The organism is Adhaeribacter sp., from assembly GCF_057359045.1.
This window is the reverse complement of sequence record NZ_JBMQUD010000031.1, coordinates 1-23,327: the sequence shown is the minus strand read 5'-3', so window position 1 is coordinate 23,327 and position 23,327 is coordinate 1. Positions and strand designations below refer to the sequence as shown.

Annotated in this window: 19 protein-coding genes; 2 read left to right on the top strand and 17 right to left on the bottom strand. The window is 41.7% G+C overall.

The window, feature by feature from the left end:
* Window positions 1-341 precede the first annotated feature (341 nt).
* On the top strand, window positions 342-950 hold the full coding sequence (locus ACO1R6_RS05370) for a short chain dehydrogenase (protein ID WP_486262842.1): 609 nt from the start codon (window positions 342-344) through the stop codon (window positions 948-950).
* A gap of 79 nt (window positions 951-1,029) precedes the next feature.
* Window positions 1,030-1,791 carry an SOS response-associated peptidase gene (locus tag ACO1R6_RS05365; RefSeq protein ID WP_486262841.1) on the top strand — a complete coding sequence of 254 codons (762 nt, stop codon included), beginning with the start codon at window positions 1,030-1,032 and terminating at the stop codon, window positions 1,789-1,791.
* A 46-nt stretch (window positions 1,792-1,837) separates the two neighbouring features.
* Here the strand turns inward: ACO1R6_RS05365 and ACO1R6_RS05360 are convergent, their stop codons facing one another.
* The 17 genes from ACO1R6_RS05360 to ACO1R6_RS05280 all read right to left on the bottom strand — a co-directional run bounded on the left by ACO1R6_RS05360 (window position 1,838) and on the right by ACO1R6_RS05280 (window position 23,258).
* Complete coding sequence (locus ACO1R6_RS05360) at window positions 1,838-2,155, bottom strand: hypothetical protein (RefSeq protein WP_486262839.1); 318 nt, start codon at window positions 2,153-2,155, stop codon at window positions 1,838-1,840.
* A 360-nt stretch (window positions 2,156-2,515) separates the two neighbouring features.
* Entirely contained in the window at window positions 2,516-2,659 is a 144-nt protein-coding gene (locus ACO1R6_RS05355) for a hypothetical protein (protein WP_486262837.1), read from the bottom strand.
* Window positions 2,660-2,745: 86 nt separating this feature from the next.
* Window positions 2,746-3,630 carry an alpha/beta hydrolase gene (locus tag ACO1R6_RS05350; protein ID WP_486262836.1) on the bottom strand — a complete coding sequence of 295 codons (885 nt, stop codon included), beginning with the start codon at window positions 3,628-3,630 and terminating at the stop codon, window positions 2,746-2,748.
* 91 nt (window positions 3,631-3,721) lie between these two features.
* A complete protein-coding gene (locus ACO1R6_RS05345; RefSeq protein WP_486262834.1) occupies window positions 3,722-4,630 on the bottom strand; it encodes a DUF5017 domain-containing protein in 909 nt (302 codons plus the stop codon).
* A gap of 38 nt (window positions 4,631-4,668) precedes the next feature.
* Window positions 4,669-6,528 (bottom strand): RagB/SusD family nutrient uptake outer membrane protein, encoded by a 1,860-nt coding sequence (locus ACO1R6_RS05340; RefSeq protein ID WP_486262832.1) that lies wholly within the window; start codon window positions 6,526-6,528, stop codon window positions 4,669-4,671.
* An 18-nt stretch (window positions 6,529-6,546) separates the two neighbouring features.
* On the bottom strand, window positions 6,547-10,038 hold the full coding sequence (locus ACO1R6_RS05335; RefSeq protein WP_486262830.1) for a TonB-dependent receptor: 3,492 nt from the start codon (window positions 10,036-10,038) through the stop codon (window positions 6,547-6,549).
* Window positions 10,039-10,199: 161 nt separating this feature from the next.
* Window positions 10,200-11,360: a FecR family protein gene (locus tag ACO1R6_RS05330; protein WP_486262828.1), complete on the bottom strand. Its 1,161-nt coding sequence runs from the start codon at window positions 11,358-11,360 to the stop codon at window positions 10,200-10,202.
* Between the two features lie 348 nt (window positions 11,361-11,708).
* Window positions 11,709-12,260, bottom strand: a complete 552-nt coding sequence (locus ACO1R6_RS05325) for an RNA polymerase sigma-70 factor (protein ID WP_486262826.1) — start codon at window positions 12,258-12,260, stop codon at window positions 11,709-11,711.
* Window positions 12,261-12,942: 682 nt separating this feature from the next.
* Entirely contained in the window at window positions 12,943-15,579 is a 2,637-nt protein-coding gene (ppsA, locus tag ACO1R6_RS05320) for a phosphoenolpyruvate synthase (protein ID WP_486262824.1), read from the bottom strand.
* 17 nt (window positions 15,580-15,596) lie between these two features.
* Window positions 15,597-16,052, bottom strand: coding sequence for a MarR family winged helix-turn-helix transcriptional regulator (locus ACO1R6_RS05315; RefSeq protein WP_486262822.1), 456 nt, complete (start codon window positions 16,050-16,052; stop codon window positions 15,597-15,599).
* A gap of 531 nt (window positions 16,053-16,583) precedes the next feature.
* A complete protein-coding gene (locus ACO1R6_RS05310; RefSeq protein WP_486262820.1) occupies window positions 16,584-17,279 on the bottom strand; it encodes a hypothetical protein in 696 nt (231 codons plus the stop codon).
* 96 nt (window positions 17,280-17,375) lie between these two features.
* Entirely contained in the window at window positions 17,376-18,164 is a 789-nt protein-coding gene (locus tag ACO1R6_RS05305; RefSeq protein ID WP_486262818.1) for a hypothetical protein, read from the bottom strand.
* Between the two features lie 215 nt (window positions 18,165-18,379).
* Window positions 18,380-18,928: a hypothetical protein gene (locus tag ACO1R6_RS05300; RefSeq protein WP_486262816.1), complete on the bottom strand. Its 549-nt coding sequence runs from the start codon at window positions 18,926-18,928 to the stop codon at window positions 18,380-18,382.
* A 540-nt stretch (window positions 18,929-19,468) separates the two neighbouring features.
* Window positions 19,469-19,963: a hypothetical protein gene (locus ACO1R6_RS05295; protein WP_486262814.1), complete on the bottom strand. Its 495-nt coding sequence runs from the start codon at window positions 19,961-19,963 to the stop codon at window positions 19,469-19,471.
* 151 nt (window positions 19,964-20,114) lie between these two features.
* Complete coding sequence (locus ACO1R6_RS05290) at window positions 20,115-20,681, bottom strand: hypothetical protein (RefSeq protein WP_486262812.1); 567 nt, start codon at window positions 20,679-20,681, stop codon at window positions 20,115-20,117.
* 173 nt (window positions 20,682-20,854) lie between these two features.
* Entirely contained in the window at window positions 20,855-22,648 is a 1,794-nt protein-coding gene (locus ACO1R6_RS05285; protein WP_486262810.1) for a DUF885 domain-containing protein, read from the bottom strand.
* 112 nt (window positions 22,649-22,760) lie between these two features.
* Window positions 22,761-23,258, bottom strand: a complete 498-nt coding sequence (locus tag ACO1R6_RS05280; RefSeq protein ID WP_486262809.1) for a hypothetical protein — start codon at window positions 23,256-23,258, stop codon at window positions 22,761-22,763.
* Window positions 23,259-23,327: the final 69 nt, after the last annotated feature.

The window sequence follows — 23,327 nt, the reverse complement described above, 5'->3', positions numbered from 1 at the left end:
CCTTCCTGTTTTTAAAATTTCTTAGCAAATCAATCCGACTATTAGGTGCCTGTTACCATTTATCCGCGAAGAAACGCCCCACATTTTAAAGAGCAATGCGATATTGGCCTTATTGCCGGAAGCACTTCATAAAGGAACCATATTCCCAGACCAAGGCCCCCTGTTTCTCGTAGTTATGGAAATTAAATCTATATAAAGCTATACTATATTTTTGTATAGCTTATAAATACAGCAGTTAAATTCCCCGTATTTTGGTAACTAAACCTAACATAGCTTATTTAGCTATTAGTAGTGATTGAACTAACACAAGAACGTAAAGAAATTAACCATATATTATAAAAATGAAAGTTGTTGTAATAGGGGCTACCGGCACCATTGGAAAAGCCGTAGCCAATCTTTTGAAAGAAAAAGGCCATGAAGTAATAGAAGCCTCTCGTTCTTCGCCTTCTGCGGTTGATATAACAGATATTTCATCTCTAAACCGCTTCTACCAAAGCCTGGGGCCAGTAGATGCAATTGTATCTGCGGCGGGTGATGCCGCTTTTGTTGGCCTGGAAGATTTGACAGAAGAACACGTTCAGCTTTCTCTGAACAGCAAGCTTATGGGCCAGATAAATGCCGTACGGACTGGTTTAAAGTATTTACGTCCGGGTGGGGTGGCTGTAATAACAGGTGGTATACTGGCTTATTCACCAATGCCCCAAACCTCTATGATTGCCATGGTTAATGCCGGCTTAGAAGGATTTACCAAAGCGGCAGCCCTTGACTTTACGGAAGGACGCCGGATTTTAATTGTACATCCGCCTTGGGTAGCAGAAACGGCGGCAGTATTAGGAATGGACCCCACCCCCTGGCCCAACGCTGCCAGAACGGCTGAGGCTTACCTGCAAGCCGTGGAAGACAACCAAACCGGAATTCCGGTTTTTGTAGAAGGATACCAGCCAACTTAAGCTAGTGTTTAAGCTGGTTCGTTCAGGTTAAAAATTGTCTTTAGTTTTTTATAATGATATTTTAAAATTTATAAATAACATGTGCGGACGAGCCTCACTAAACAAAGAGAAAATTTCTAAGCTGCACCGGTTTACGGCTAAACTGGAAGGTGTGCCCTTTGAAAAGAACTTTGATGCCCGGCCTTCCCAGCGGTTGCCTATTATTCTACCCCATACGGATAAAGCAATTATGGCCACCTGGGCATCTCCCGAAAAAGAACCAGATGGTAAGCCAACCCTGCCCTTTAATGTGCGGCAGGAAAATTTATTATTTATTCCCCGCTTCCGTAATTTACTACCCCGCAACCGGTGCATTGTTCCGATTGACGGTTTCTTTGAGTGGAAAGAAATAGCGCCTGAAGCAGAAGAAAATATCTTAGCACCACCAGCTAATTTGGAACTGGATATGTTTGGCAACCCGGTTAGAAGCAGCACAGCGAAAAAACGCCTGAAGAAAGCCAAACCCCAGAGACAGAAATACCGCTTTACCTTAAAAGATAAAGAACCTTTTGGGTTGGCCGGACTTTGGCGGGAAAGCCTGCAGCAAGAAACCGGGGAATTAAGCCGGTATTTTACCATTATCACCACCCAGGCCAACGCCGCTGTAATGCCTTACCACGACCGCATGCCGGTTATTTTATCGCCGGAAGATGAAGCTAAATGGATGAATAACAAGCTGCCGGAAAAACAATGGTACAGCCTGCTAAAGCCTTATGAAGCAAAACAAATGGCGGTAATGGCCATTGATGATTACGAGAGCACCCTGGGGAATTATGTTTCCCCGCAACTTAACTCCCGGTAATACAGCAATAGCGCGAGATAGCGGAAGCGAAGAAAGTAGTAGCCCATTATTGCTTGTATGGAGCTTGTTTTTTGTTGCTGAGCCAGGTATCGTAAACCATTACGGCAGACGACCGGCTTTGTCCGTAGTCCGTTAATGATGCGAAATCATACAGATTAAGCCGTACTTGCCCCTTACAACCATGTCGTTTGTAATTAAAAGGGCAATATTTTTTACTTAAAGCCGCTTTATCTATTTTAACCTGATCCGCTTTGGCATATTGGTTTATTAAGGCTGCATAAGCTTCTTCGGTGTAGGCATCGCGCACCTGGCGCGTAAACTCTGGCAAAGTATATTTTTCTTCTTTATAAACCGTTTTTTTCATTTTGGCAAATTGCTGCGGTAGGTTAGCCTCTGTAAATTGGATTACCTTTTCGGTTACCAATTGCTGTTTTAACTGAATCAGGGCATTTCTGAAGCAATAGTCAAAAACACCTTATTCCGAATATTCCGTGGGGCCATAAATGGCTCCTTTATTGGTTACTGCTTGCCGGCATTTGGTGTTAGTATGCCCTAAGTTCTGCAGAAAAGCCGGGTAATTTAGATAGGGCCATAACTTGCGAACATGCAGGAGTTTTCCCTGCACCTTAATTTTGGTAAGGGAATCTAACGCCAGGTTCCGGAGCACAGCCATTGGTTTAGCGCCGCCCTTTGCCGGTGAGTTCCAGAAATCGGTTGGGCTGGTTTAATCTTTGCCGGCCAAGGTTTTAAACACCAGGTAACGGTATTTGCGCATTTCGCGCTGCAGTTCCGGGGCACTTACCGCAACGCCGTTAATGGTACCTAAAGCCGCCGCAATATTACCGCTGTTTTTCCGGAATTGAGCCATACTGTTAAAGGTCAGACTAAAACTACCGATAACTAAAAGGGAGCCAACGAAGCTGCTACTTTAAATAATTATACGGTTACGCCGGGTTACAGTACTTTCTGTAAAAAAGCATCAATTTCGTCGGTTTTTTCTTTGGCTATAAAATTATATTGGGCGTGCCCTTTTCCTTCCATTATGTGCAGTACCGATTGGGTATTGCCCACTTTATCCATCTGCTGTTTAATAGCGTGCGCAAAATCTACGTGAATGGTCTTATCGCCATCGCCATGAAAGGTAAGTACCGGCGGCGCATTTTTCTTGATTACGCCGGCATCTGGCAGGCCACCCCAAAGGTTTACCACCGCTTTAATGGTTAATATTTTCTGGTCAGCAACATACGCGGTATACAAAGCGGTCATGCCGCCCGCCGACCCGCCCGAAATTGCCACGGCAGCCGTATTTAAATTATACTGGTTAGCATTATCTTTAATCCATTGCAAAGCTAGTTGGGCATCGTCGGAAGCAATTTGCACAGCATTTTGCAGCGCCGGATGGAACTTACCGGTTGCCGGAACGCCGGCGGCCATATTGGCCCCAGCGCTGGCCCCGCTTACTTTTTGGCGCTTAAGTTCTAAGCGGTAATTAATGGAAACCACCGCGTAACCCAAAGCCGCAAGCGGCCGGCAAACGACGGCCGTACCATTTTTGTCGCCGCCGCTAAAGCCCCCGCCATGCACAAACAGAATAACCGGTAGTTTGCCACTCGCCTTTTCGGGCAGGTATAAATCCAACAAACGGTCCGATGAGGTGTCGGCGGCAAAGGCTGCGGGCTTTGCCGCATACCGTAAATTCCGGTAAATTTTTACACCGGCATCGGTTTGGCTATAAACATTACCCGCGGCATAATTAGCATTTATAACTTCCCCAACGGCACTATTTGCCCAGCTAAAAAACAGCAGATTTATGAATATTAGTAAAAAACTATTTCGCATTACCCTATTAAATTGTTTTACCCGGTTTACCATTGTAATATTTAAAAACTTACCCCTAAATACTAGCTGTAGCTAATTATTTTATTCATTTCTAAGGGTTAACCGTTATGGTTACTTCTTTTATCAGCTCCTTTTTACCGTAAACCGTTTCGTTGAGCGCTACAAAAGTTGCTTTGTATTCGCCGGGCTTGGTGTAGATGTAGGTATACTGGGTTAAATTATTGGCTGCCATGTTTTTAACCGGTATACTTTTATCGGGACCCATGTTAATATCGCCCGCAGCAATACCTCTGCTGATAGCCCAAACCTCGGTTTGTACGTTGGTATTAACATTGTTGCCCCGCAACGTAATGGTGCCGGACGAATTAACAGAAGATCGGCCGGGGTCAACTATTTCGCCATCCTCTACTATTTTCCAACTGGCCGATGCCTGGTCGGCAATGGTTTGGGGCCCGCCTTCGGTCATGGATTTTAGCGAAAAATTGGTAATGGTCCAGGTTCTGGCGCCCCCATTGGCCGTTTGCGGCTTCCCCACATACTTATAGGCCAGATACAAAGGTTTGCCGGCTTGTACCAGGTCACTAATATCTTTGGTGCCGGAATCGCGGTAAACATTATTCGTAACGCCTAACAAAAACCGGTCGGTTATATTAACCCAGGTAGCTGCTTTTACCGAAGGCACATCATAGGTATTATTAAAATCGGTAGAAGCCCACACTGATAATTGGTTGGCCTGAGAGCCATTTGCTACCCGGCTCTGGAAAAACATATCTAAGCCTTGCGCCGCTACAATTCGGCCGTTAGCAAAAGCGTATTCGTTCCCAAACTCGCCGGAATAAAAAGAAACAAAGCCGGCGTCGCTTTTAATATCAAAGGTAACTGTATCGCCGGCCTGCACGGTAACCGCCGATGGTATAACCGCAAAGGTTGGCGCCACCTCATGTTCTTCGCAACTGGTAATGGCCCATAAGATTGCAAACAGATAGATTATTTTTTTCATATCGTTTTTTATGCTAGTCAATAGTGTATAGAATAAAATTACCATCCCGGATTTTGGGTCATACTTCGGTTTACCAATAGCTCGTTGGTGGGGATGGGCACCAGCAGGTGTTTGGCCCTTACCCGGTTATACCCAATGGCGCCAAACTTTTGGGCATTAGGCGCATTAATTTCAAAATCATTGGCTACGTCTTTCATTACATCCAGGAAAATCCCCCAGCGGATAAGATCAAATTTGCGTAAGCCTTCAAAACAAAGTTCCCGGCTCCGCTCGTCCTGAATGGTTTGCCGGAAAGCTTCTTTACCAGCGTATTGTTCTGTGGTTAAATCTGGGTTGCTTTCCGGAAAAATGGTGGCCGTGGCCGAAGCGCCGCTACCGCCGCCGCCCGTAATGGTTATGGTAGGGTTACCCGAAAATTTAAAGCCCGGGTCTACTAAGTTAATCGCGGTTATGGCCCGGGTACCAGAGGTAGCAATGGTGGCTGTAGCTTTGGCATCTGCCCCGCCCCCGCCGCTAATGGTTACGGTAGGTGCCGTAGTATAACCTGCGCCACCGTTTACCAGGGTAATGGCTTTAATGCCTTCCGATACGTTGCCATTATTTAATAACTTACCGTATCCGCGCCGCCGTACCTGGTTTACGTATTCAATGGCGGTAGCAGAAGGGCTACCATTTATTTCATTATCGGCTTCGGCATACATCAGCAGTACATCGGCGTAGCGCAGCAGCGGGAAATTAGTGGGCGCCAGGTTGCGGTTATGGGCAATAATGGAAATACTTTCGTAAACCCGCCATTTGCCGGTATCGCGGTTATGCCGCACCGTATTGTTGTCGTGGTAAGTAATATTGGGAAAATCGGTAGAAGGATTAGTAGTGCTAACTGATGTATAACGCCAGGGCACAATATTGCGGTTACGCCGACCGTCTTCTATTTCGTATTTATCCAGTAATATAGCGGTGGCACCTATATTGGCATACCCGTATAGTTCGGCCGATGAGTTATCGATGGATAATTGGCCGGCAAACCAGCTACCTATTTCGTTAGGTACAACCGTTCCATTGCCTTTAAATTCCACTTCCCAGATAGATTCTTTGGGATCGTACAAATCCTGGGACATGTTCCGGAAAATCTGGGCATAATCGGGGGCCAGGCTATGTTCGCCGGAACTAATTACCTTTTCGGCCCAGGCCTTGGCATCAACATATTTCGCAACATCTTTCAAAGGCTCGCCGGCCATTTTTAAACATACCCGGGCCAGAATGCCTTGTACCGCCGTTTTAGATACCCGTCCGCTCATGCCTTTATTTGCTGTAATGGTATTTACCAAACCTTCGGCTTCGGTCATGTCCTGCAATATTTGCGCATACACTAATTTGGCGGGGGTACGCGGTATATCAACAATCTCGCCAGAGGTGGTAGGTTTTAGTAGCAAAGGCACATCGCCCCATAAATGCACTAACTGGAAATACATAAAAGCCCGTAAAAACAAAGTTTCGCCTTTTATTACCCCGCGTTTGGCTTCGTCCATTACGGGTTTATCCACATTGGCCAGGAGCAGGTTAGCCCGGTTAATGCCGCGGTATAACTCAGTCCAGGACGTATTTACAATGGGCGTGGTAGGTCCGTGGTTATAAATTACCGGATTATCCAGCGAGGTATTCGTCGAACCTTTGTACCAGCCCTCGTCGTTGCCAAAATCTAGTTCTATAGGCAGGTTGCGGCTATACACGCCCACTTGTTTTAACGAACTGTACACGCCGGTTAAAGCCATATTCAGCTCTTCTTCGTTCTTGTAAGAGTTTTCGGGCGAGGCAAAATCGGTTGGCAGCACTTCTAAATAATCTTTGCAGGAAGTACTGATTAAAAGCAAAAGTATGCTGTATAATATTTTTCTCATTTATCTAAATGTTGCAGATTACAAGGTTACATTTAAACCAAAGGTTAAGGTTCTGGCCCGCGGGTACACCGACCAATCCATACCTGGCCGCAGGGCACCGGTATAGATAGATACCTCCGGATCGAAGCCCTGGTACTTGGTCCAGGTATATAAATTCTGAGCCGATACGTGTACCCGCACCCGCTGAATTTTAAACCGGTTGGTTAAGGTTTTGGGCAGGTTATACCCCAGCGAAACCGTTTTTAACCGAATAAAAGAGCCATCTTCTACCACCCGCGAAGAATAAGCATAAGGCCCTTCGCCGCCGGCCCGGAAATATTCATTGTTTTGGTTTTCGGGTGTCCAGCGGTTTATGTAAGTGGCAAACATATTCTGGTGCGTTCGGCCCGCCCCTTCAAAAATGGTGCGGTTATTATTGTAAATATCATTGCCCACCGAATATTGAAAAAACACATTCAGGTCGAGGCCTTTGTAACTAAAATTATTAGATAAACCGCCAATAAAGTCGGGGTTTGGATTCCCAATAATGGTATAATCATTCAGGTTGGCCACGCCGTCGCCGTTTATGTCGCGGTACTTAATATCGCCAGGCTGAATGCGGGCTCGTTCGTCGCCGTTGGTGGGCACTTCCGGTTTTAATACATAAGCGCCCGAGGGCAGTTGGTCGAAGTGTTCGTACTGGTAGTTTCCTTCCCAAATCAGGCCGTAAAACATGGCAATGGGTTCGCCCACTTTTGCCCGCCAGAGCGGCATGGGGTAAAAGTTATTCCAGCCCGCAGCCGAGGTTAATACCTCCTGCCCTTGCGTAAGCCCTAATACTTTACCCCGGTTAAAGGCAATATTAAAATCAGAACTCCAGCTAAAATTTTTAGATCTAAAATTAGTTGTACCTAAACTAATTTCTAAACCCTGGTTCTGTACTTCGCCAATATTTTTATACACCTGGCCAAAACCAAGCGAAGGCGGTAAATCGGCATTTAACAATAAATCGTAAGTATTTTTGCGGTATACATCTACTACCAGGTTTACTTTGTCTTTAAACAAGCTCAAATCCAGGCCCATATCGGTCTGGAAGGTATTTTCCCACAACAAATTATCGTTGCCCAGTACCGAGGGCACCAGCCCTTTATTATTGGTATTACCAAAAGGATATATGGCCGCATTGTTAATAGCCAGGGTAGACATATAAGCATAATCAGACACCCGGTTGTTGCCGGTAATACCGGCACTAAACCGAAATTTACCGTCTTCAATAAACTTTAAACCCTTAACAAATTTTTCTTTACTAAAACGCCAGGACAAAGCACCCGAAGGGAAATACCCCCATCTGTTCTGTGACGGAAATTTAGACGAGCCATCGGCCCGGAACGAAAAGGTAGCTAAATATTTGCCTTTGTAATCGTAATTGGCGCGGCCTAAAAAAGAGGTAAGCCGGCTGGCCGATTCATTGGCATACACGGTATTGGCAATACCCTCATCCAGGCCATTTATGCCCAGTGCTTCGTTGGGAATGGTATAGGCGCTGGCCCCAATGCCGTTGGTATTTCTTTCCTGTAAAGTAAAACCGCCTACTATATTTACTTTATGCCTTCTGTTAAACGTTTTGCTATACGTCAGAATATTTTCGTTCAGGTAAGAAGTTAGTTCAGCATAACTGGCCGAACCGTTAGGTCCCCGGCCAGCCGACGTAATGTAGTTACCAGCCCGGGTTTTGGAATTATTAAACGATTCGTTTTTGACCACCTGGCGGGTAACGCCTCCGGAAATTTTTAACCGGAAATTATTCCACCGGTATTCGCCGTAACCATTGGTGGTAAATACATTGGTCGTACGTTCGCGTATGGAGTTTACATAATTATCTACCGGGTGCCACCGCTGATCGTTAATCCAGTCAATTTCATCATCCATACTACTTTCTTCCAAAGCAGAATCATCCAGTTCATCGGTATCGGATAACCGCCCGGACGTGGGTCGATACCCCCAAACACTGTACATTAAAGCCAATGAGTGAACAGAAGTACCATCGGCCGGAATAGGGGTGCCGCCGGACTGCAAAAGATGGCTGTAATTTATATTGGCACTAACCGTAAAGCGGTCGTTAATCATCTGGTCCAGGCGCATCCGTCCTTGTACCCGGTCGTAGTTAGACGAAACCACTACCCCATCTTGCTTAAATATATTACCCGAAATGGTATAACGCGTTTGCTTGGTACCACCCTGCAGCGAGATAGAGTGGTTTTGGATAGCTGCCGTCTGAAATATTTTATCTTGCCAGTCTATTCCGGCTACATTGCGGTAAGACTCCAAATCCCGGTCGCCAGTTAAATAAACTTCCCGCGTAGTGCCGGGCAGCCTATCAAACTGGTATTTAACAAATTCATAAGGGTTCATTACCTCCATGCGCTGGGTTACATTCTGCGTGCCGTAAGAGCCGTTATAAGTAATAGTGGGTGTTCCTTCCTGGCCTCGCTTGGTGGTTACAATAATTACCCCATTGGCTCCGCGGGCCCCGTAAATAGCGGTGGCCGAGGCATCTTTTAAAACTTCAATTGATTCGATATCGGAAGGATCCAAAGCATTATTTTCCGGATCTTCTATCGGGAAACCATCTATAACATATAAGGGGGTGTTAGACTGGGTAATGGAATTGGCACCCCGTATGACAATGCTAATATTAGACCCTGGCTGCCCGTCTTGCGAAGTAACCTGCACCCCGGCTACCCGACCAGCTAAAGCTTCTTCGAAAGACCGGACCGGCGCTTTTTGCACGTCTTCCATTTTAACCGATCCCACGGAACCGGTCAGGTCGCGGCGCAGGGCTTCGCCGTACCCTACCACTACTACTTCATCTAATTGTTTCGTAGATTCTTTCAGAATAATATTAACTGTGGTACTGTTGCCCACTTTTCTTTCCTGTACATCAAAACCAATATATGAAAAAACCAAAACGGTTTCCTCATTCGGCACTTCAATCGAGTATCGGCCTTCCTGGTCAGTAACGGTACCGCTACTTGAGCCCTTAACCTGGATGCTTACACCCGGCAAGGGATCGTTGTGCGTATCTTTTACTACCCCGATAATGGTAGTGGGCGGAGCAGTTAGGGTTGTAGAAGTTTTGGGCCGCTTTTGGGTAATTACCACATTCCGGCTTATAATTTTATAAGTAAAAGGTTGGTTCTGGAAACATTGTTTAAGGGCATCTTCCAGCGAAACATTCTTTACCTGAATATTTATTTTCTCGGCTTGTTGTAACTCAGCATCATCGTAAACAAAGAAATAGCCGCTCTGCGCTTCAATGGCTTTTAGTACCACTTCTAAGGTTACATTCTTTTGATTCAGGTTAATTTTCTGGCTATAGCCATTGGCACTTACCTGCATTAACCCCACAAATAACAGCACCACCAATACTTTTAAAAACTTTAAAACCTGTGGCGGCTTAAAGCAGCAGGCACCCATAAAATAAGTAAGCGTAGCGGTTAGAATCATACTTTTGTGTTTGAGGTGGAACATATTATTTAACTTGCTTTAAAAACAGCGGCAATACCCTTTACTGGAGCGTAGTTTTAACCTACCTCCTCGGTCTTACTATTTAAAATCTGTTAATTATTGCTTAACCGGAACCCCAGCCAATTTACTTCTATCAGAAAAAGCTGCTTTTTCTTTAAAGCTTGTTATAAATTGTCTTGGGTTATTACTACTTGCTTACCCTTTTCCTGATAATTAAATCCCAGGTACTTTAATATATCCAGCACCTCGGGTAAAGCGGTATTTTGCGGAATCTTACCGGTAAATTTTTTAGTTGGCAAAGGTCCGGCAAATTCTATTTGTACATCGTAACGCCGCTCTATTTGCCTTAAAATTGCAGGTAAGGACGTATTATTAAACTGAAACAAGCCATTCTTCCAGGCTACGGCCTCCGTTACATCCACCTCCCGCACCAGTTTGAGTTCATTATTTTCAGATAAAGTGGCCTGTTGCCCCGGCTGTAGCAATTGCACCGCCTTACCGGCCACAACGCGCACCGCACCTTCTAACAAAGTAGTTTTAATGGCGGATTCGTTGGCGTAGGCCATAAGATTAAATTGCGTACCCAAAACCTGTACCTTTAAGCCGTTTACCTCTACTTCAAAAGGTACCGTACTTTTGGCCACTTCAAAATAACCTTCTCCTTGTAGCTTAACCTGCCGGGTAGTGCCGGTAAAACTTACCGGAAACTGCAAAGAAGAACCGGCATTTAACCAAACCTGGCTACCATCGGCCAAAACCAGTTGGTACTGCGCTCCGGGTGGTACTGCCAGGGTATTAAGTTGAGGCAAGCCTGCACTGTCTGCTAGTGGGCCGGCATTGTATTTTAAAACGGCAGCACCGGCTTTGTTAATTTCTACGGCACCTTGTTTTAACGAGGCACCAGGCTCTACATCGGCCAAAAAGACTTTCGACCCATCGGCCAGGGTTAAAACCGCTTTGTGGGTAAGGGCATAACTATTTGTACCGGCCGCTGCAGTTAAGGCTACCGGCTCTTTATAAAACTTTTGCAAATAAATAAACGCGCCCGCCGAAATGGCCAACAAAGTAAAAGTAGCCGCTATGGCCCAAACAGATAAATTAAACTTTTTTCCGGTTTTAGGTTGGTTAATGGTGCTCTGGATATTTTGGAAAAGGCGTTGCTTTTGTTCTGCCTCATTTTTACCAAAGGCCGCAGGAATTAAAATTTTATTATCCTGATCCTGATTATACCAGTTATTAAATAATGCTTCTTCTTCCGGAGTAATGGTGCCCAGCAACCACTTTTCGGCTAACGCTTCATAAAGTTTATCGTCCGGATCACCCATTCATATTTGTCTTTATATAGGAGTGCCATCAGCCTGGCTTTACCCTTAGCACCGGTACAATATTTATTTTAAACACTTGATAATGAGTTATATATTTTTTATACCCTAACCTCCAGCGTAAGCAATTATACCCAACCCGATTGATTGGAATAGATAATATTTCATAATAAGGGTTTATTGTTTTCAGATAGGTGCCGGACGGGGGCAGCAGCGCCGGCTATTCTGTAGGTATCTGATCAGAATATTACTTTTTAGCCGGCAAGGCTTTACAGGCTATTACCGCCACCCAAAAAAGCAATTATAAAAGTTGCCGGATGGATGAGTACTACAGAATAATGGTGCAGACTCTTATAATAAAATATAATTAAGCCCGGCCCGTAAAGATTTTAGCGCTTTGGTTAGATGGGCTTCTACGGTTTTCTCAGAAATTTGGAGTTCCTGGGCAATTTCTTTCTGGGAGTACCCGGCTTCGCGACTTAATTGGTAAACTAAGCGACATTTTTCCGGGAGAGCCGCTACTAAATGGCTTAAGCGCGTCTGCAACTCGGTAAACTGCAACCATTCCTGGGTAGAGTTATCTAAAAGGCTTATTACCGCTGCGGCTTCGTGGTTGCGTTGTTGTTTGCGTTTGGCCAGCACTTTTAATACCCGGTACTTAACCGACACGGCCAGGTAAACACTTAAGCCGGAGGTAATTTCGAGCTTTTCGCGCCGGTTCCAGAGGGTAACAAAAATATCGTGTACAATTTCTTCGGCTTCTGCTATCTCCCCCACTTTGTTAACGGCCACCACCAATAGTTTTTTCCAGTAACGGTTATACAGTTCCGTAAAAGCATCGCCATTGCCCGTTCTCAGGAGTGCCAGTAATTCTTGATCAGAAAGGGCAGGCAAATGGGGCATTGCTGAATATTAAGAGATATTAAGGATAAGCTAATATTTTAAGGTTGATAGCCGTTTACGTACCCGTAAATTAGAAAATATTCTAATAAAAAAAAATTAAGCTAAAGTTTTCCCGAAAAGAGCATTAATATAAGTTCTCTGCTTAATTGCTGCCTACAGAAAGAAAGCCATCGCTGCGTTGTTGTAGCACTCACCCGGCCAGTCACATTCTTTTGAAATAAACCCAGCCGGAATCACCAACCGTTTTTCACTTTTATACTAAGAGTAAGCACAATAAAGCTATAGCCAATATTAAAACAAATGTGCCCTGGTATGCGCGGGCATAAGTTGTTCGGCAGCTTTAATGATAGTTCCTGTCTGTTCAGGAAAACGGCTTAACTACCTTACACAGGCAGTAGAAAATTGTTCCGGTTAGTGCAGCAAACCGGTTAAGTTTCTGCTACAGTTATGGCTTTAAAAATTCCTTTGTCGCTCAGAAAGGATTTATTTTCTCTGCAAATTCAAAATTCATGTTTAAATATTTTCTGATACTGAAGCAGCCGAATGTAGTGTTATTACCAGCAGACAATTTTATTGAGTTACGCCTGAAATAAATGTTTGCTCACCAAGGTTAAATTAAGCCATGTATGCTAACTCGTTAACAGTAAATATTAGTAGTCATTTAAATTATTGGCATCCCAATTCAGGATGCCTCACCCAACTCTAAAATTTCTACATATCCTTCTGTGCCATGCACGCGAATCTGCTGCCCGTCTTTTATCTGTTTGGTAGCATTTTCTACGCCTACTACTGCCGGTAAGCCATACTCCCGGGCAATTACTGCGCCATGGGTCATCAGGCCACCCACTTCGGTTACCAGGCCTTTTATAGATACGAACAGGGGTGTCCAGCTAGGGTCTGTAAAAGTGGTGACCAATATATCGCCCTCTGCCAGGTCAGCCTCTTCCATACGTAAAATAACCCGTGCCCGGCCCTGAATAACTCCGGAAGAAACAGGTAGCCCTACCATGGCTTTGGCCGGGAGATTTTCCCGGCGGTATTTACCAGAAATAATTTCGCCGTCAGACGTGAGCACGCGGGGCGGGGTAAGTTTCTCATAAATTTTGTACTCGCTTTTTCGTTTGCCGATGATCTGGTAATCGAGTTTATGGGTGCGCACTACTTCGCGAAATTCTTCAAAAGTGAGGTAATAAATAGCTTCTGGTTCAGGTATAATGCCTGCCTGAACAAGTTGTTCGGCTTCTTTCAGTAAAGCCTTTTTATAAACAGAGTAACGGCTAACTATATCGTATTTGGGGTATTCCCGGTAACCAATAAAATTCCGGACCAGGTCAATCATTCGTTTTGTCTCCTGGGCTTTTTGCTCACCATCCGGTAATGTTTGTAAGCGTTCTAATAACTCCTGCTCCTTTTGCTGCGCTTCTTGTAGCCCTTGCTCAAATTTTTGATAACCGGCACCAGGCCCAAAGTTTTTAAGGTTATTCAAAAGCAACGGGACGAGTGCAATTGGATTTTCGCTCCAACGGGTTCTGGTTATATCTATTTCCCCCACACAACGCATGCCGTATTTTTGGAGAAAAGTATAGATGGCAGCTCTGGTTTCTGCTCCCCCCGGAAACTGAACCAGTTCCGCTAAAAAGTTGGGTTCTTTGGTATGCTGCAAGTACGCCACAACTTCTGGGTAAGGACGAATTTTATCTGCAACATGCAATAAATCCAGGCCCATTTCTGAAGTGATATTATTGGGTACTGATTGCGTAAGCGTGTCTGCTACGTTTTTCTCGCCTAACCACGCCTGTATGTTATCATTTAGCCAGAAGGATGCAGCCATAGCGGCCTTAATCCCATCCAGGCCTCTCGGGAGAAACAAACTCTTTTTTAGTTGCTGGATATCTTCTGCAATAAAATCAAACAGGGCCGCTCCGGATTTTGTTTGGATATTTTGCTTTAGCGCGACTATTGCTGTTTGGCTACTTTTAATTAATTCATTCTCAACAAAAGCCGGATCATTACTTACCAGGGCTTCAATTTCAGTAGCTGACATTCCTTTAATGCTTTTGATAGGGCTCTGTACTTTGCCAGCGGTAGGTAATATCTTTATAAAGTCGCCGCGCTCTATCAGGGTTGTTAACGCATCTTTTATGAGCGGATCCGATTCTCCCAGAACATTTAATAAATTCTCCCGGCTAGCAGGTGACGCCAGGCCGCTGGTGACATCAACAAAAAGCCTTCCGGCAGCGGTACGCATGGGAGCCGGTGTGAGTAACAGGTAAAAAGACAAACCCAAGGGTTTTAAGGGGTCCGTCATCATCTGTTGGTGCCCAACCGATACATACACGTGATTTTCTTTATCAGCCACTTCAGAAATAGGGAATAATGTTGTGATTGGCCGGCTCTGCACTATATAAAATGTATCATCGGTCAGACACCATTCTATGTCCTGGGGGCACCCAAAATGATTTTCAATCCTTCGGCCTATCCGCGCAAGCTGTAAAATTTGCTCATCAATCAGGGTTTGCCGGTTCTGCTGGTCAGGCGCTAGTACCTGCTTTTTGGTGCCACCGTCCTTTAAAGCATAAATAGCCAGCTTCTTGGCAGATATCTTCTTATTGATAATCTTACCGTCAAGCACTTTATAGCTATCAGCATTCACCAAACCAGAAACCAAGGCCTCTCCTAACCCAAAGCTGGCATCAATAGACAACGCTTTCCGGTTAGCCGTGATGGGATCTGCGGTAAACAAAATGCCGGCTGCCTGCGGAAAGACCATTTTTTGCACTACTACTGCCAGATGTACCTTCCGGTGGTCAAAACCATTTTGCAGGCGGTAAATGATTGCCCGCTCGGTGTATAATGATGCCCAGCATTTGCTGATATGCTGCAGAATTGCTGCCTTACCTATGCAATTCAGATACGTATCTTGCTGGCCGGCAAAAGAGGCCATGGGCAAATCTTCGGCAGTTGCACTAGACCGTACCGCATAAGCGTTTTTTGCACCAAGAATGGAGAGGTGGCGGGTAATTTCTTCCTGAATATCCTCCGGAATGGTTACGCCTGCAATCTCTCTACGAATTTTACTGCTAAGTTTAATGATTTTATCCCGGTCTTCGGCTTTAAGATACGATAGCTGATGCAGTAATTGCTTAATCACGGGCGTTTCGTCAATAATTCTTTTAAAAGCAACAGTAGAAATACAAAAGCCATCTGGTACGTAAAGCCCTTCAATTTGGGTAAGTTCTCCCAGATTTGCGCCTTTACCTCCTACCAAGGCCAGGTTTGTTTTATCTACTTCCTGCAAGCTAAGTATGTATGAACACATGTTTCTCATTTTTACCGCTATTTCTGATTCAGATTATCAATTGTTTCGTTCATTAGTTGGTTGGCTTTTAAAAAGTAGGTTTGGATAACCCTGATTTCCTGTTCTGAAAAAGAAGCAATAAGTTTTTCTGATTGGGCTCTAAATTCTTTATAAAGCGGTTCCAGCAGTGCCATTATTGCCTTGGTATCTGGTTCAATAATTACTTTGCGTCTGTCGTTTTCAGCAAATTGCCTTTTCACCAGCTTTTTCTTTTCAAAGCGGTCTATTAAACCGGTAACGGCACCGGTGGTCAGACCGGTTAAATGGGCAAGTTCGCCGGCGGTCATTTGTCCTTTTTCTATAAAGAATCCTAAATACTTTTGGTCCGTTCCGGAAAGCCCCGCCTTACGGGCAATGGCTTCGTGCATCTGAATAGAGGTGTATGCGTATTGCTGGCTTAGCTTTCTTATTTGTTTAATTAACTCATTTTCCATTATTATCTTATTATCTAATATTCTTAGATGCAAAGATAATATTTATATATAGTCTCTCCAAAAAAACTAGTAGGCGTTGGGAGCTTGTGGCGCTTATTACCTGCTAATTTAAACGGATTGGAATAATGCGCTAACTTAATCAATATAAAGAAGGGAGGATACCAGGAGATAACAACAGAAATTCCAGCCAAAAGAGTTAAAGCAATAAAATTGTATAAAGCAAAAAATAAATTCTTCACTAATCACACTTGTTTATAAACGCAGGCAGGGTAAACAGTAGATAATATCAGGGAAAAGCCAAATTGAGTTTATCTGGTAAATATTATACTGGAAACGAAAAAAACGGACACCGCAAAAAGCTAAAACAAGGTTGTGGCACTATTGCAAGAAGCAATAATTGTAATTGATATTGAGCAAAAAACAGTAATTGCCCATTGTTATTTTTAAAGTTGTCGGTTTATGCTTTTGTAGGCGTGTTGAGTTTGCTAGATACAAGAACTTTGTATTTAAATGCCAGGCCAGATTCCAGATTTACTTATTTATTTCCTCTGCAATATTTATTGTTTTATTATCAATCTCCTTACCCTTGGCATCAAAAAGGTACAAATAAAAAGATTTAGGAGGTAACCTTAAAGCAGCCTTTTCATTGGGTTCCAGGTAAATAGCATAAGAAGGAATCTTGTTGTTATAATCGTTTTCATGTGCCACTTCTGTACTTAAGAACAAGGTAAATTGCACCGGAAATGGATATTGGTTTTTATAGGTAAAATTGGCGTTTTGCTTATCTAAATAACCCCTGGGAATATTGTTTAATAGGTGGTAATCTACGCTTTGAAGCTTTTTGTTAAAATATTTACCTGCTACTAAAGCTACGCTATCCTTAGAGAAACTTCTATAACTATTTAAATGTGTTTGGCTTATGGTTAAGGGATTAATATTATATTTTTCGTGCATAAGAGTACCTAACCACTTTTTCCCTCTATCGGTTGGCTGTTCCAGAATGTGATCTATACCGCCCAAAAGTAAAACTTTAGCATCTTTATCGAGGCCAAAAGTTTTTTGATATAGGTTTTGGGCCTGGCCAAGCTCTCGTTCTACGGAATCATCGCTCTCATAAGCTACAAATTCAAAGCCTAAGGCTTTGGCATATCTCAATAAATTACCATAATGCTGCTCCCGTGTGTAAAATCCGGTTTCAAGGGTCGGAAATCCCCGATTAAGGTTCAAAAGGCTGTCTTGCTTATTATTAAGGGTTTCTAAAGCAAAATATTTATACCCTATTGCCTTTAAAGCAGGTAATAAATTGTATACAAATTTTCGATGCTACGGCATAAAATGGTTCTCATTTACCATTACCAGATTGGTCAGTTTAGCTTTAGCGGTAATTTCCTCGTAAACCTGAGGTTCAGCAATCAAATTTTGTTTGATGATTTCGCTAATTGAATCTTGCCTTCTTCCGGGTTCAAAATTCTTTATTAATTCGTCATAGTCCTTTTGGTTTTCTAAGAAAGACGCAAAAGTTAATTGCATTTGCAGTTTCAGCCAAGCTTCATCTTCATCGTAAGCCGGGAAATTCTTAATTTCTTCATAGGCTTGGATAAACCTGTTTGAGCGATGATAATCCGAAACAATATCCATTACCGTAGAAATATCTTTGCGATAACCCAGACCTAACCGGATACTTTTAAAAATATTCTTTATATCTGTTTTATAAGCAATGGTATCGCTATCTAGGTTTTTGCCTATTAAGCTGATTTTATGATTTACCAGAATGGTATCTAGTTCTATTATGTTTTTCTGGGCAACTTTGTGTAAAGGAGTTGAATGATCTAAAATTAAAAAGTACTCATAAAACGGGGCCATACCGGCTTTCCCATAGAGTAACACATTTTTATAAGTACTTTCTTTTTGTTTAACTATTTTAGAAAGTTTTTTTCTGTCAGTAATATAATGAATGTCGGCCGGAGATTTTAAATATAATTGTAGCGAATCATTAACAATGTGTATGTTGTAGTTGCTTATATACTTATTACTTGAAAAGTTTTTGTGAACCCGCTGAGAACAGCCCATAAAAACCAATATTGAAAGGATAATACAACTATTCTTAAACATATTTTAGCTTTCTGATTTGGCCTGGTTAATTAGTTAATATTACATTTAAAAAGCTTCTATCCTTTCGTTAATTTAAAACATTGCACTTCAGACACAAGACTAATAATACATAGAATTATGTCAGCCCCTGTTGTAGTTACAGTTTCTTATACATATAATGGCGATTACATAGCATTGTAAATAGTCGCTTTCTTAAAAAATCATATTTGAAAACATTATCTAGTATACAGATTGTTTAGATAATCTTTCTCAGCCGGCAGCTTTTCAATTCTCATGTATATCGCAATGCTATCATTTATTTTACCTCTTAGTAAGCTATTGTTTTTAAAATCGCCTTTAATAGTTTTTATTTTTTGTTCTACTGGCAAATAAAAATAGATCTCCATTTTACCATTATTAGTTGAATAACGACCAAAATAAATATTGTCATTCACCGATAAAACCGCCATGTTATTGTATTCAAAAAAAATCATTGGTGAAGACCCCAACTTTCCTTTCTCAAAGGCTAAATAATTGTTATCAACCTGAAAATCTTTAATCTTATAACTTCCGACCAGTTCTTCATTTATGCCCGCTCTCAAGTTATAAGCAAAAATAAGATAGCCCACTGGTAGTATTATAATATATAAATAAGGCAACTTTTTAAAGAAAATATTACTTGTAGAATTAACCTGATTTTTGAACTTTCCGCCAAGTTCTATAAAAAACTTGTACAAATCTTTATGGTACTCAATAAGTAATAATGTGGTAATAATTAAATCCAAAGTAATATGCTGTATAGCGAAATAAACATCAAACTCAATGTTTAGAATTAAGATATTTGTACAAACTCCGATTGACAGTAAGAGTGCAATTAACCTAGTCCTCCTGAATACAATTAGAATTCCGATTAAAAATTCAATCAATCCAATAAACAAGTTGTAATTGTAGGATCTTCCAAAGAAAGACCACATGTGTTGGTATTTTGAAGTTTCGGCTAACGGAATAAATGATTGATAATGTAAAATCCTGAATTGCATAAAAAGAAATTTTGGTATTGCAAAACAGATCATCTTTATAGACAGGTAGTATATTGCTAAATATTTTATAGCATTTATACTTTTTTCAAGAATGTTATTCTTCAATATAGTATCATTAGAATTAACAATAATTAATAAGTTTGAATAAAGTTTTCTTTGAGCAATTGTTTACAAGTTACTAGGCTAAGGCACGCTTTCGTGTGCTTTAGCCTTTGTTAGCGATATTTCTAATCACGCTCTGCCTGATATAATCACAGCCAAAAAATATAGGAAAGTAGTTTTACCTTAAAAGGAAACGCCTAAACCAATATAAAGTGCTTCAGGCCAAGAAGCTCCCATCCTAAACATAAAATTTCCTCCCGGTTTTTGATTACGCCAACCAATAGTTGCAGTAAAAGGTGGCTCTCCTTCTTTAAAATCTCCACTTATAAAGTAGGCAGGCCCAGCCCCTAGCTCCAAATGATGCTTTTTTACACCTGTTAAGATTCCATATTGAGCAAGAATGTATTTCCCACCGGTTCCCCATATTGCGTATCCTCCAAATCCAACTTTAGCAAATGTTGAGATTCTACTATTCTGAGTTATCATTCGTTCGTAGTAACCTGTTCCTGTAAGGTATAAAGGACCAATCCCTACATTTCCATAAATTGCATTTTTATTCAATTCTACAACTTGTGCATTTTCAGATTGTTCATGAACAGAATTAATTGAACCTAACATGAATGAAGCTATTATTATGAATATATTTTCAATGCTTTTTATCATGTTATGGTTTTTCATTATGGCTAACATTTAAGTGTTTATGAAGTTGTGGCATTTGAAAAACATCAGTTTAATTAACCACAATAGCAAAACAGCGATTTAAAGTCGAATGCTTAACGTCCCGCCACAATTTTATGAACACACTGTTGGCAGCTGTACTTTTCTCTGTCTATAGCTTGATGTGTCCAAGCTGCAATTCTTTTTCAGCTTCATTTAAAATAAGGTATGTATTATGCTTTCGCGCTGTTAGTCTTTTTTCAATAAAGTATTTCAACTTTCTTTGGTCGCTCCTTATTTGTGCCCAGTCAAGTTTATGCGCAGTTCTGTTAGCGGGCGAGTTAACAAAGTCTTTTTCTATTGCTCCTTTTTCATTAAACCCTTGAAGGGTCGAATAGTGTAAAGTGTCACCTGAAACACCACCAAAATATAATTGTTGTAAGCTCCAACCTGTTGCTGTAAAACGAAAGGTGTGTCCATTGCAATATTTTGGATTGAGGTCAACTTTGCGAACTATATCTGCTTCTCCGTAATTCTTATTCCATAGAGCGAATTGTAGGCTGTTTGTTTTTCCGCTATTCAAGTCAAAGCTGTCCGAGATTTCCTGAACTGATTTATATTCTCTCAAGTCCCGGCCGGCCGCAGAATAATGGTCAACAACTTTAAATTCGGTTTCATTAAAGATGTGTTCAAGTATTTTAATTTTGTCAGAGTGTAAAGCGAAAAAGTTGAATTGCATGAGGTGTCAAATAGTATAGCTGCCAACGTTAGAGTGTTTATGAAGTTGTGGTATTTGAAAAACATCAGTTTCAATTAACCTCAAAAGAAAAATAGCGATTTAAAGTCGAATGCTAAACGTCCTGCCACAACTTTATAAACACACTGTTGTGCGTTCGCCTTGCCTTCAAAATCTTATTGTTTGGCTGCCCAATTATCCATGTATCGTTCAAATACTTCCAAAGGCATGGCGCCGCCTGTAAGTATAGCATCGTGGAAATTTTTTAAGCTGAATTTTTCACCCAATGATTTTTGATATTTATTGCGCAACTCAATTATCTTCAATTCACCAGTTTTGTATGAAAGGGCCTGGCCTGGCATTGTCATATAGCGTTCTATTTCAAGAATTGCGTCTTTTTCCGGTAGTGATTCATGGTTCAACATGTATTGAATAGCTTCTTCCCGGTTCATCTTACCTGAGTGAAGGCCTGCATCTACTACCAGCCGGATGGCACGATGTATCTCTGTTCCTAAAGCACCAAGCAATTGATACGGGTCAGTATAACACCCCAACTGTTTACCTAAAGATTCTGTATACAAGGCCCAACCTTCTGCAAAGGCTGCATTGCTGGAAAACCTTCTGAACTTTGGTAAGGCTGCGTTTTCCTGCTGCAGTGAAACCTGGAAATGATGACCTGGTATGGCTTCATGCAAGAAAACAGCTTCCATTGCCCAACCAGTCACGTTTATCTTTGTCGGGGCAATAATAGGAACATAAAAAATACCGGGCCGGGTGGCATCGGCAGAACCTTGTTTGTATTGCGGAGGAGCTGACGCTGCCCGGTAAGCTTCTACTTCTCTTATTTCAAAAGGTGTTTTGGGTGATACGCCGAAGAAGTCTTTTAAATGGGGTTGAATTTTATTTAGTATTGACCTGTAAGCATTCAACACTTCTTCATTCGTTTTAAAAGGCGTAAACTGCTTATCCGTTTTCATAAATGCAAACAGTTCTTTCAAGGAGCCTTTAAAACCGATAGAATCTTTGATTTTTTCCATAGCTGCTGTTATCCTTGCTACTTCATTTATGCCTGTTTCATATACTTCTTCCGCCGATTTGTGTGTTGTTGTGTGGTAATAAATATAGAAACGATACATTTCCGCTCCATTGGGCAAAGCGTTAATTCCCGAAGTTGTTCTTGCAGCCGAAAGATATTCGTTGCTGAAAAAGTCTTTCCATTTTTGATAAGCAGGTAATAATTGTTTATTGATAGCAGTATAATATGCTGCCGTAAGCCGTGCCTTATCTACAGGTGAAAGAGTTGCAGGAAAATTTCTGATTGGTCCATAAAAGATACTCTTAGCAGAATCTGTTTGTGCAAGGCTTTCCATTTGCGGAATGAGCTTTACTACAATGGCTTTTGGTAACACATAACCAGCTTTCACTCCTTTCCTGAAATTAGCAATAGCGGTATCTGTCCATACAGCAAAGGCACTAATTCTTTTTAACCAACTATCATAATCACTAACTGTTCTGAAGGGTTGCGCACCTGTACCTGAGCCGAGTTGACCTATTGTTAAAGGCAATGAAAATACTTGTGTTACAGGGGTGTACTCTGGATGAAACTTTTCTACGCCCAATTCTCTTTGTGTAATATCCATAAGAATATCGTAAGAGACTTTATCCTGCTCATTCAGTTGTTTATAGTTAAATTGCTTTAGCTCATTCTGGTATTTACTATAGAAATCGTGAACTGCTTTGCGAAAAGAGGCAGCAGCACTATTTGGCAGCAAATCATTGTACCGGTTGTCTCCCACAAAAGTGGCTTCCAAAGGAAATAATCGCAGCCGTTCTTCGTAATATCTATCAAATAACTGGTTCAGTGTTTTGTTGTTAATTGAGTTTTGTGCATACAGTTTTACAGACAGTAAAGTTGTAGAAACCAAAAGAAACAATAGGATAGAAAATCTTAGTTTTAGTCTTGAATGCATTTTTTATTTTGTATAAAAGCGTCTATTAATCAAATTTCCCTTGGGTGACGCACAACGTTCTAGGCTATGCGGCTGCGTAGCTGCCGTATAGGTGTGGTTGGTGGTAGTAAATTTATTTCTCAAATACTTCCTCAAAATCAATTTTTATAGGATTTTTTGCCGGGAACTTAGGTGATGTTAAAACAGAAACTTTAACTTTCCATTTATTCTCTGCTATTTTAGTGCCCTCAATTATGCCACTCTCAATTTCATAAGTCCCTCCTGCCCAAGTGCCAATTTCCTGATAATAGCAGTTCGATAGTTTTAAATCATTATTTGCAAAGCGGAATTGTGCTGCTTCTGTGTTTACTTCAAAAGTGAAGTTTTTAAGCAATTCATCATCATAAGCATTATTACATTGTGCTTTAGCGTGTTTATATTCAAACACAACATTGTTGCCATTTTCAACTTTATAATAATTCGATACATTACCAGCAACAGATTCCTTTACAATTTTCCGGCCTTGCGTGAAGGTGCCAATCATGGTTTCAGGTGTGCAATCATCATTTTCTTTGCCACAGCCAATAAAAAGGGTAGTAATAAACAGTAAAATCAAGTATAAATTTTTCATCGGCTTTGAGGTTTTTTCTATAATATGGTTTCTCTTCTTTTATAAGACCCTGCTTTTCCTAATTAGTTG

Bases quoted from the DNA above. Each gene is read 5' to 3' on its own strand.
- ACO1R6_RS05370 (WP_486262842.1), top strand. From the start codon at position 342: ATGAAAGTTGTTGTAATAGGGGCTACCGGCACCATTGGAAAAGCCGTA.
- ACO1R6_RS05365 (WP_486262841.1), top strand. From the start codon at position 1,030: ATGTGCGGACGAGCCTCACTAAACAAAGAGAAAATTTCTAAGCTGCAC.
- ACO1R6_RS05360 (WP_486262839.1), bottom strand. From the start codon at position 2,155: ATGAAAAAAACGGTTTATAAAGAAGAAAAATATACTTTGCCAGAGTTT.
- ACO1R6_RS05355 (WP_486262837.1), bottom strand. From the start codon at position 2,659: ATGGCTCAATTCCGGAAAAACAGCGGTAATATTGCGGCGGCTTTAGGT.
- ACO1R6_RS05350 (WP_486262836.1), bottom strand. From the start codon at position 3,630: ATGCGAAATAGTTTTTTACTAATATTCATAAATCTGCTGTTTTTTAGC.
- ACO1R6_RS05345 (WP_486262834.1), bottom strand. From the start codon at position 4,630: ATGAAAAAAATAATCTATCTGTTTGCAATCTTATGGGCCATTACCAGT.
- ACO1R6_RS05340 (WP_486262832.1), bottom strand. From the start codon at position 6,528: ATGAGAAAAATATTATACAGCATACTTTTGCTTTTAATCAGTACTTCC.
- ACO1R6_RS05335 (WP_486262830.1), bottom strand. From the start codon at position 10,038: ATGTTCCACCTCAAACACAAAAGTATGATTCTAACCGCTACGCTTACT.
- ACO1R6_RS05330 (WP_486262828.1), bottom strand. From the start codon at position 11,360: ATGGGTGATCCGGACGATAAACTTTATGAAGCGTTAGCCGAAAAGTGG.
- ACO1R6_RS05325 (WP_486262826.1), bottom strand. From the start codon at position 12,260: ATGCCCCATTTGCCTGCCCTTTCTGATCAAGAATTACTGGCACTCCTG.
- ppsA (WP_486262824.1), bottom strand. From the start codon at position 15,579: ATGTGTTCATACATACTTAGCTTGCAGGAAGTAGATAAAACAAACCTG.
- ACO1R6_RS05315 (WP_486262822.1), bottom strand. From the start codon at position 16,052: ATGGAAAATGAGTTAATTAAACAAATAAGAAAGCTAAGCCAGCAATAC.
- ACO1R6_RS05305 (WP_486262818.1), bottom strand. From the start codon at position 18,164: ATGTTTAAGAATAGTTGTATTATCCTTTCAATATTGGTTTTTATGGGC.
- ACO1R6_RS05295 (WP_486262814.1), bottom strand. From the start codon at position 19,963: ATGAAAAACCATAACATGATAAAAAGCATTGAAAATATATTCATAATA.
- ACO1R6_RS05290 (WP_486262812.1), bottom strand. From the start codon at position 20,681: ATGCAATTCAACTTTTTCGCTTTACACTCTGACAAAATTAAAATACTT.
- ACO1R6_RS05285 (WP_486262810.1), bottom strand. From the start codon at position 22,648: ATGCATTCAAGACTAAAACTAAGATTTTCTATCCTATTGTTTCTTTTG.
- ACO1R6_RS05280 (WP_486262809.1), bottom strand. From the start codon at position 23,258: ATGAAAAATTTATACTTGATTTTACTGTTTATTACTACCCTTTTTATT.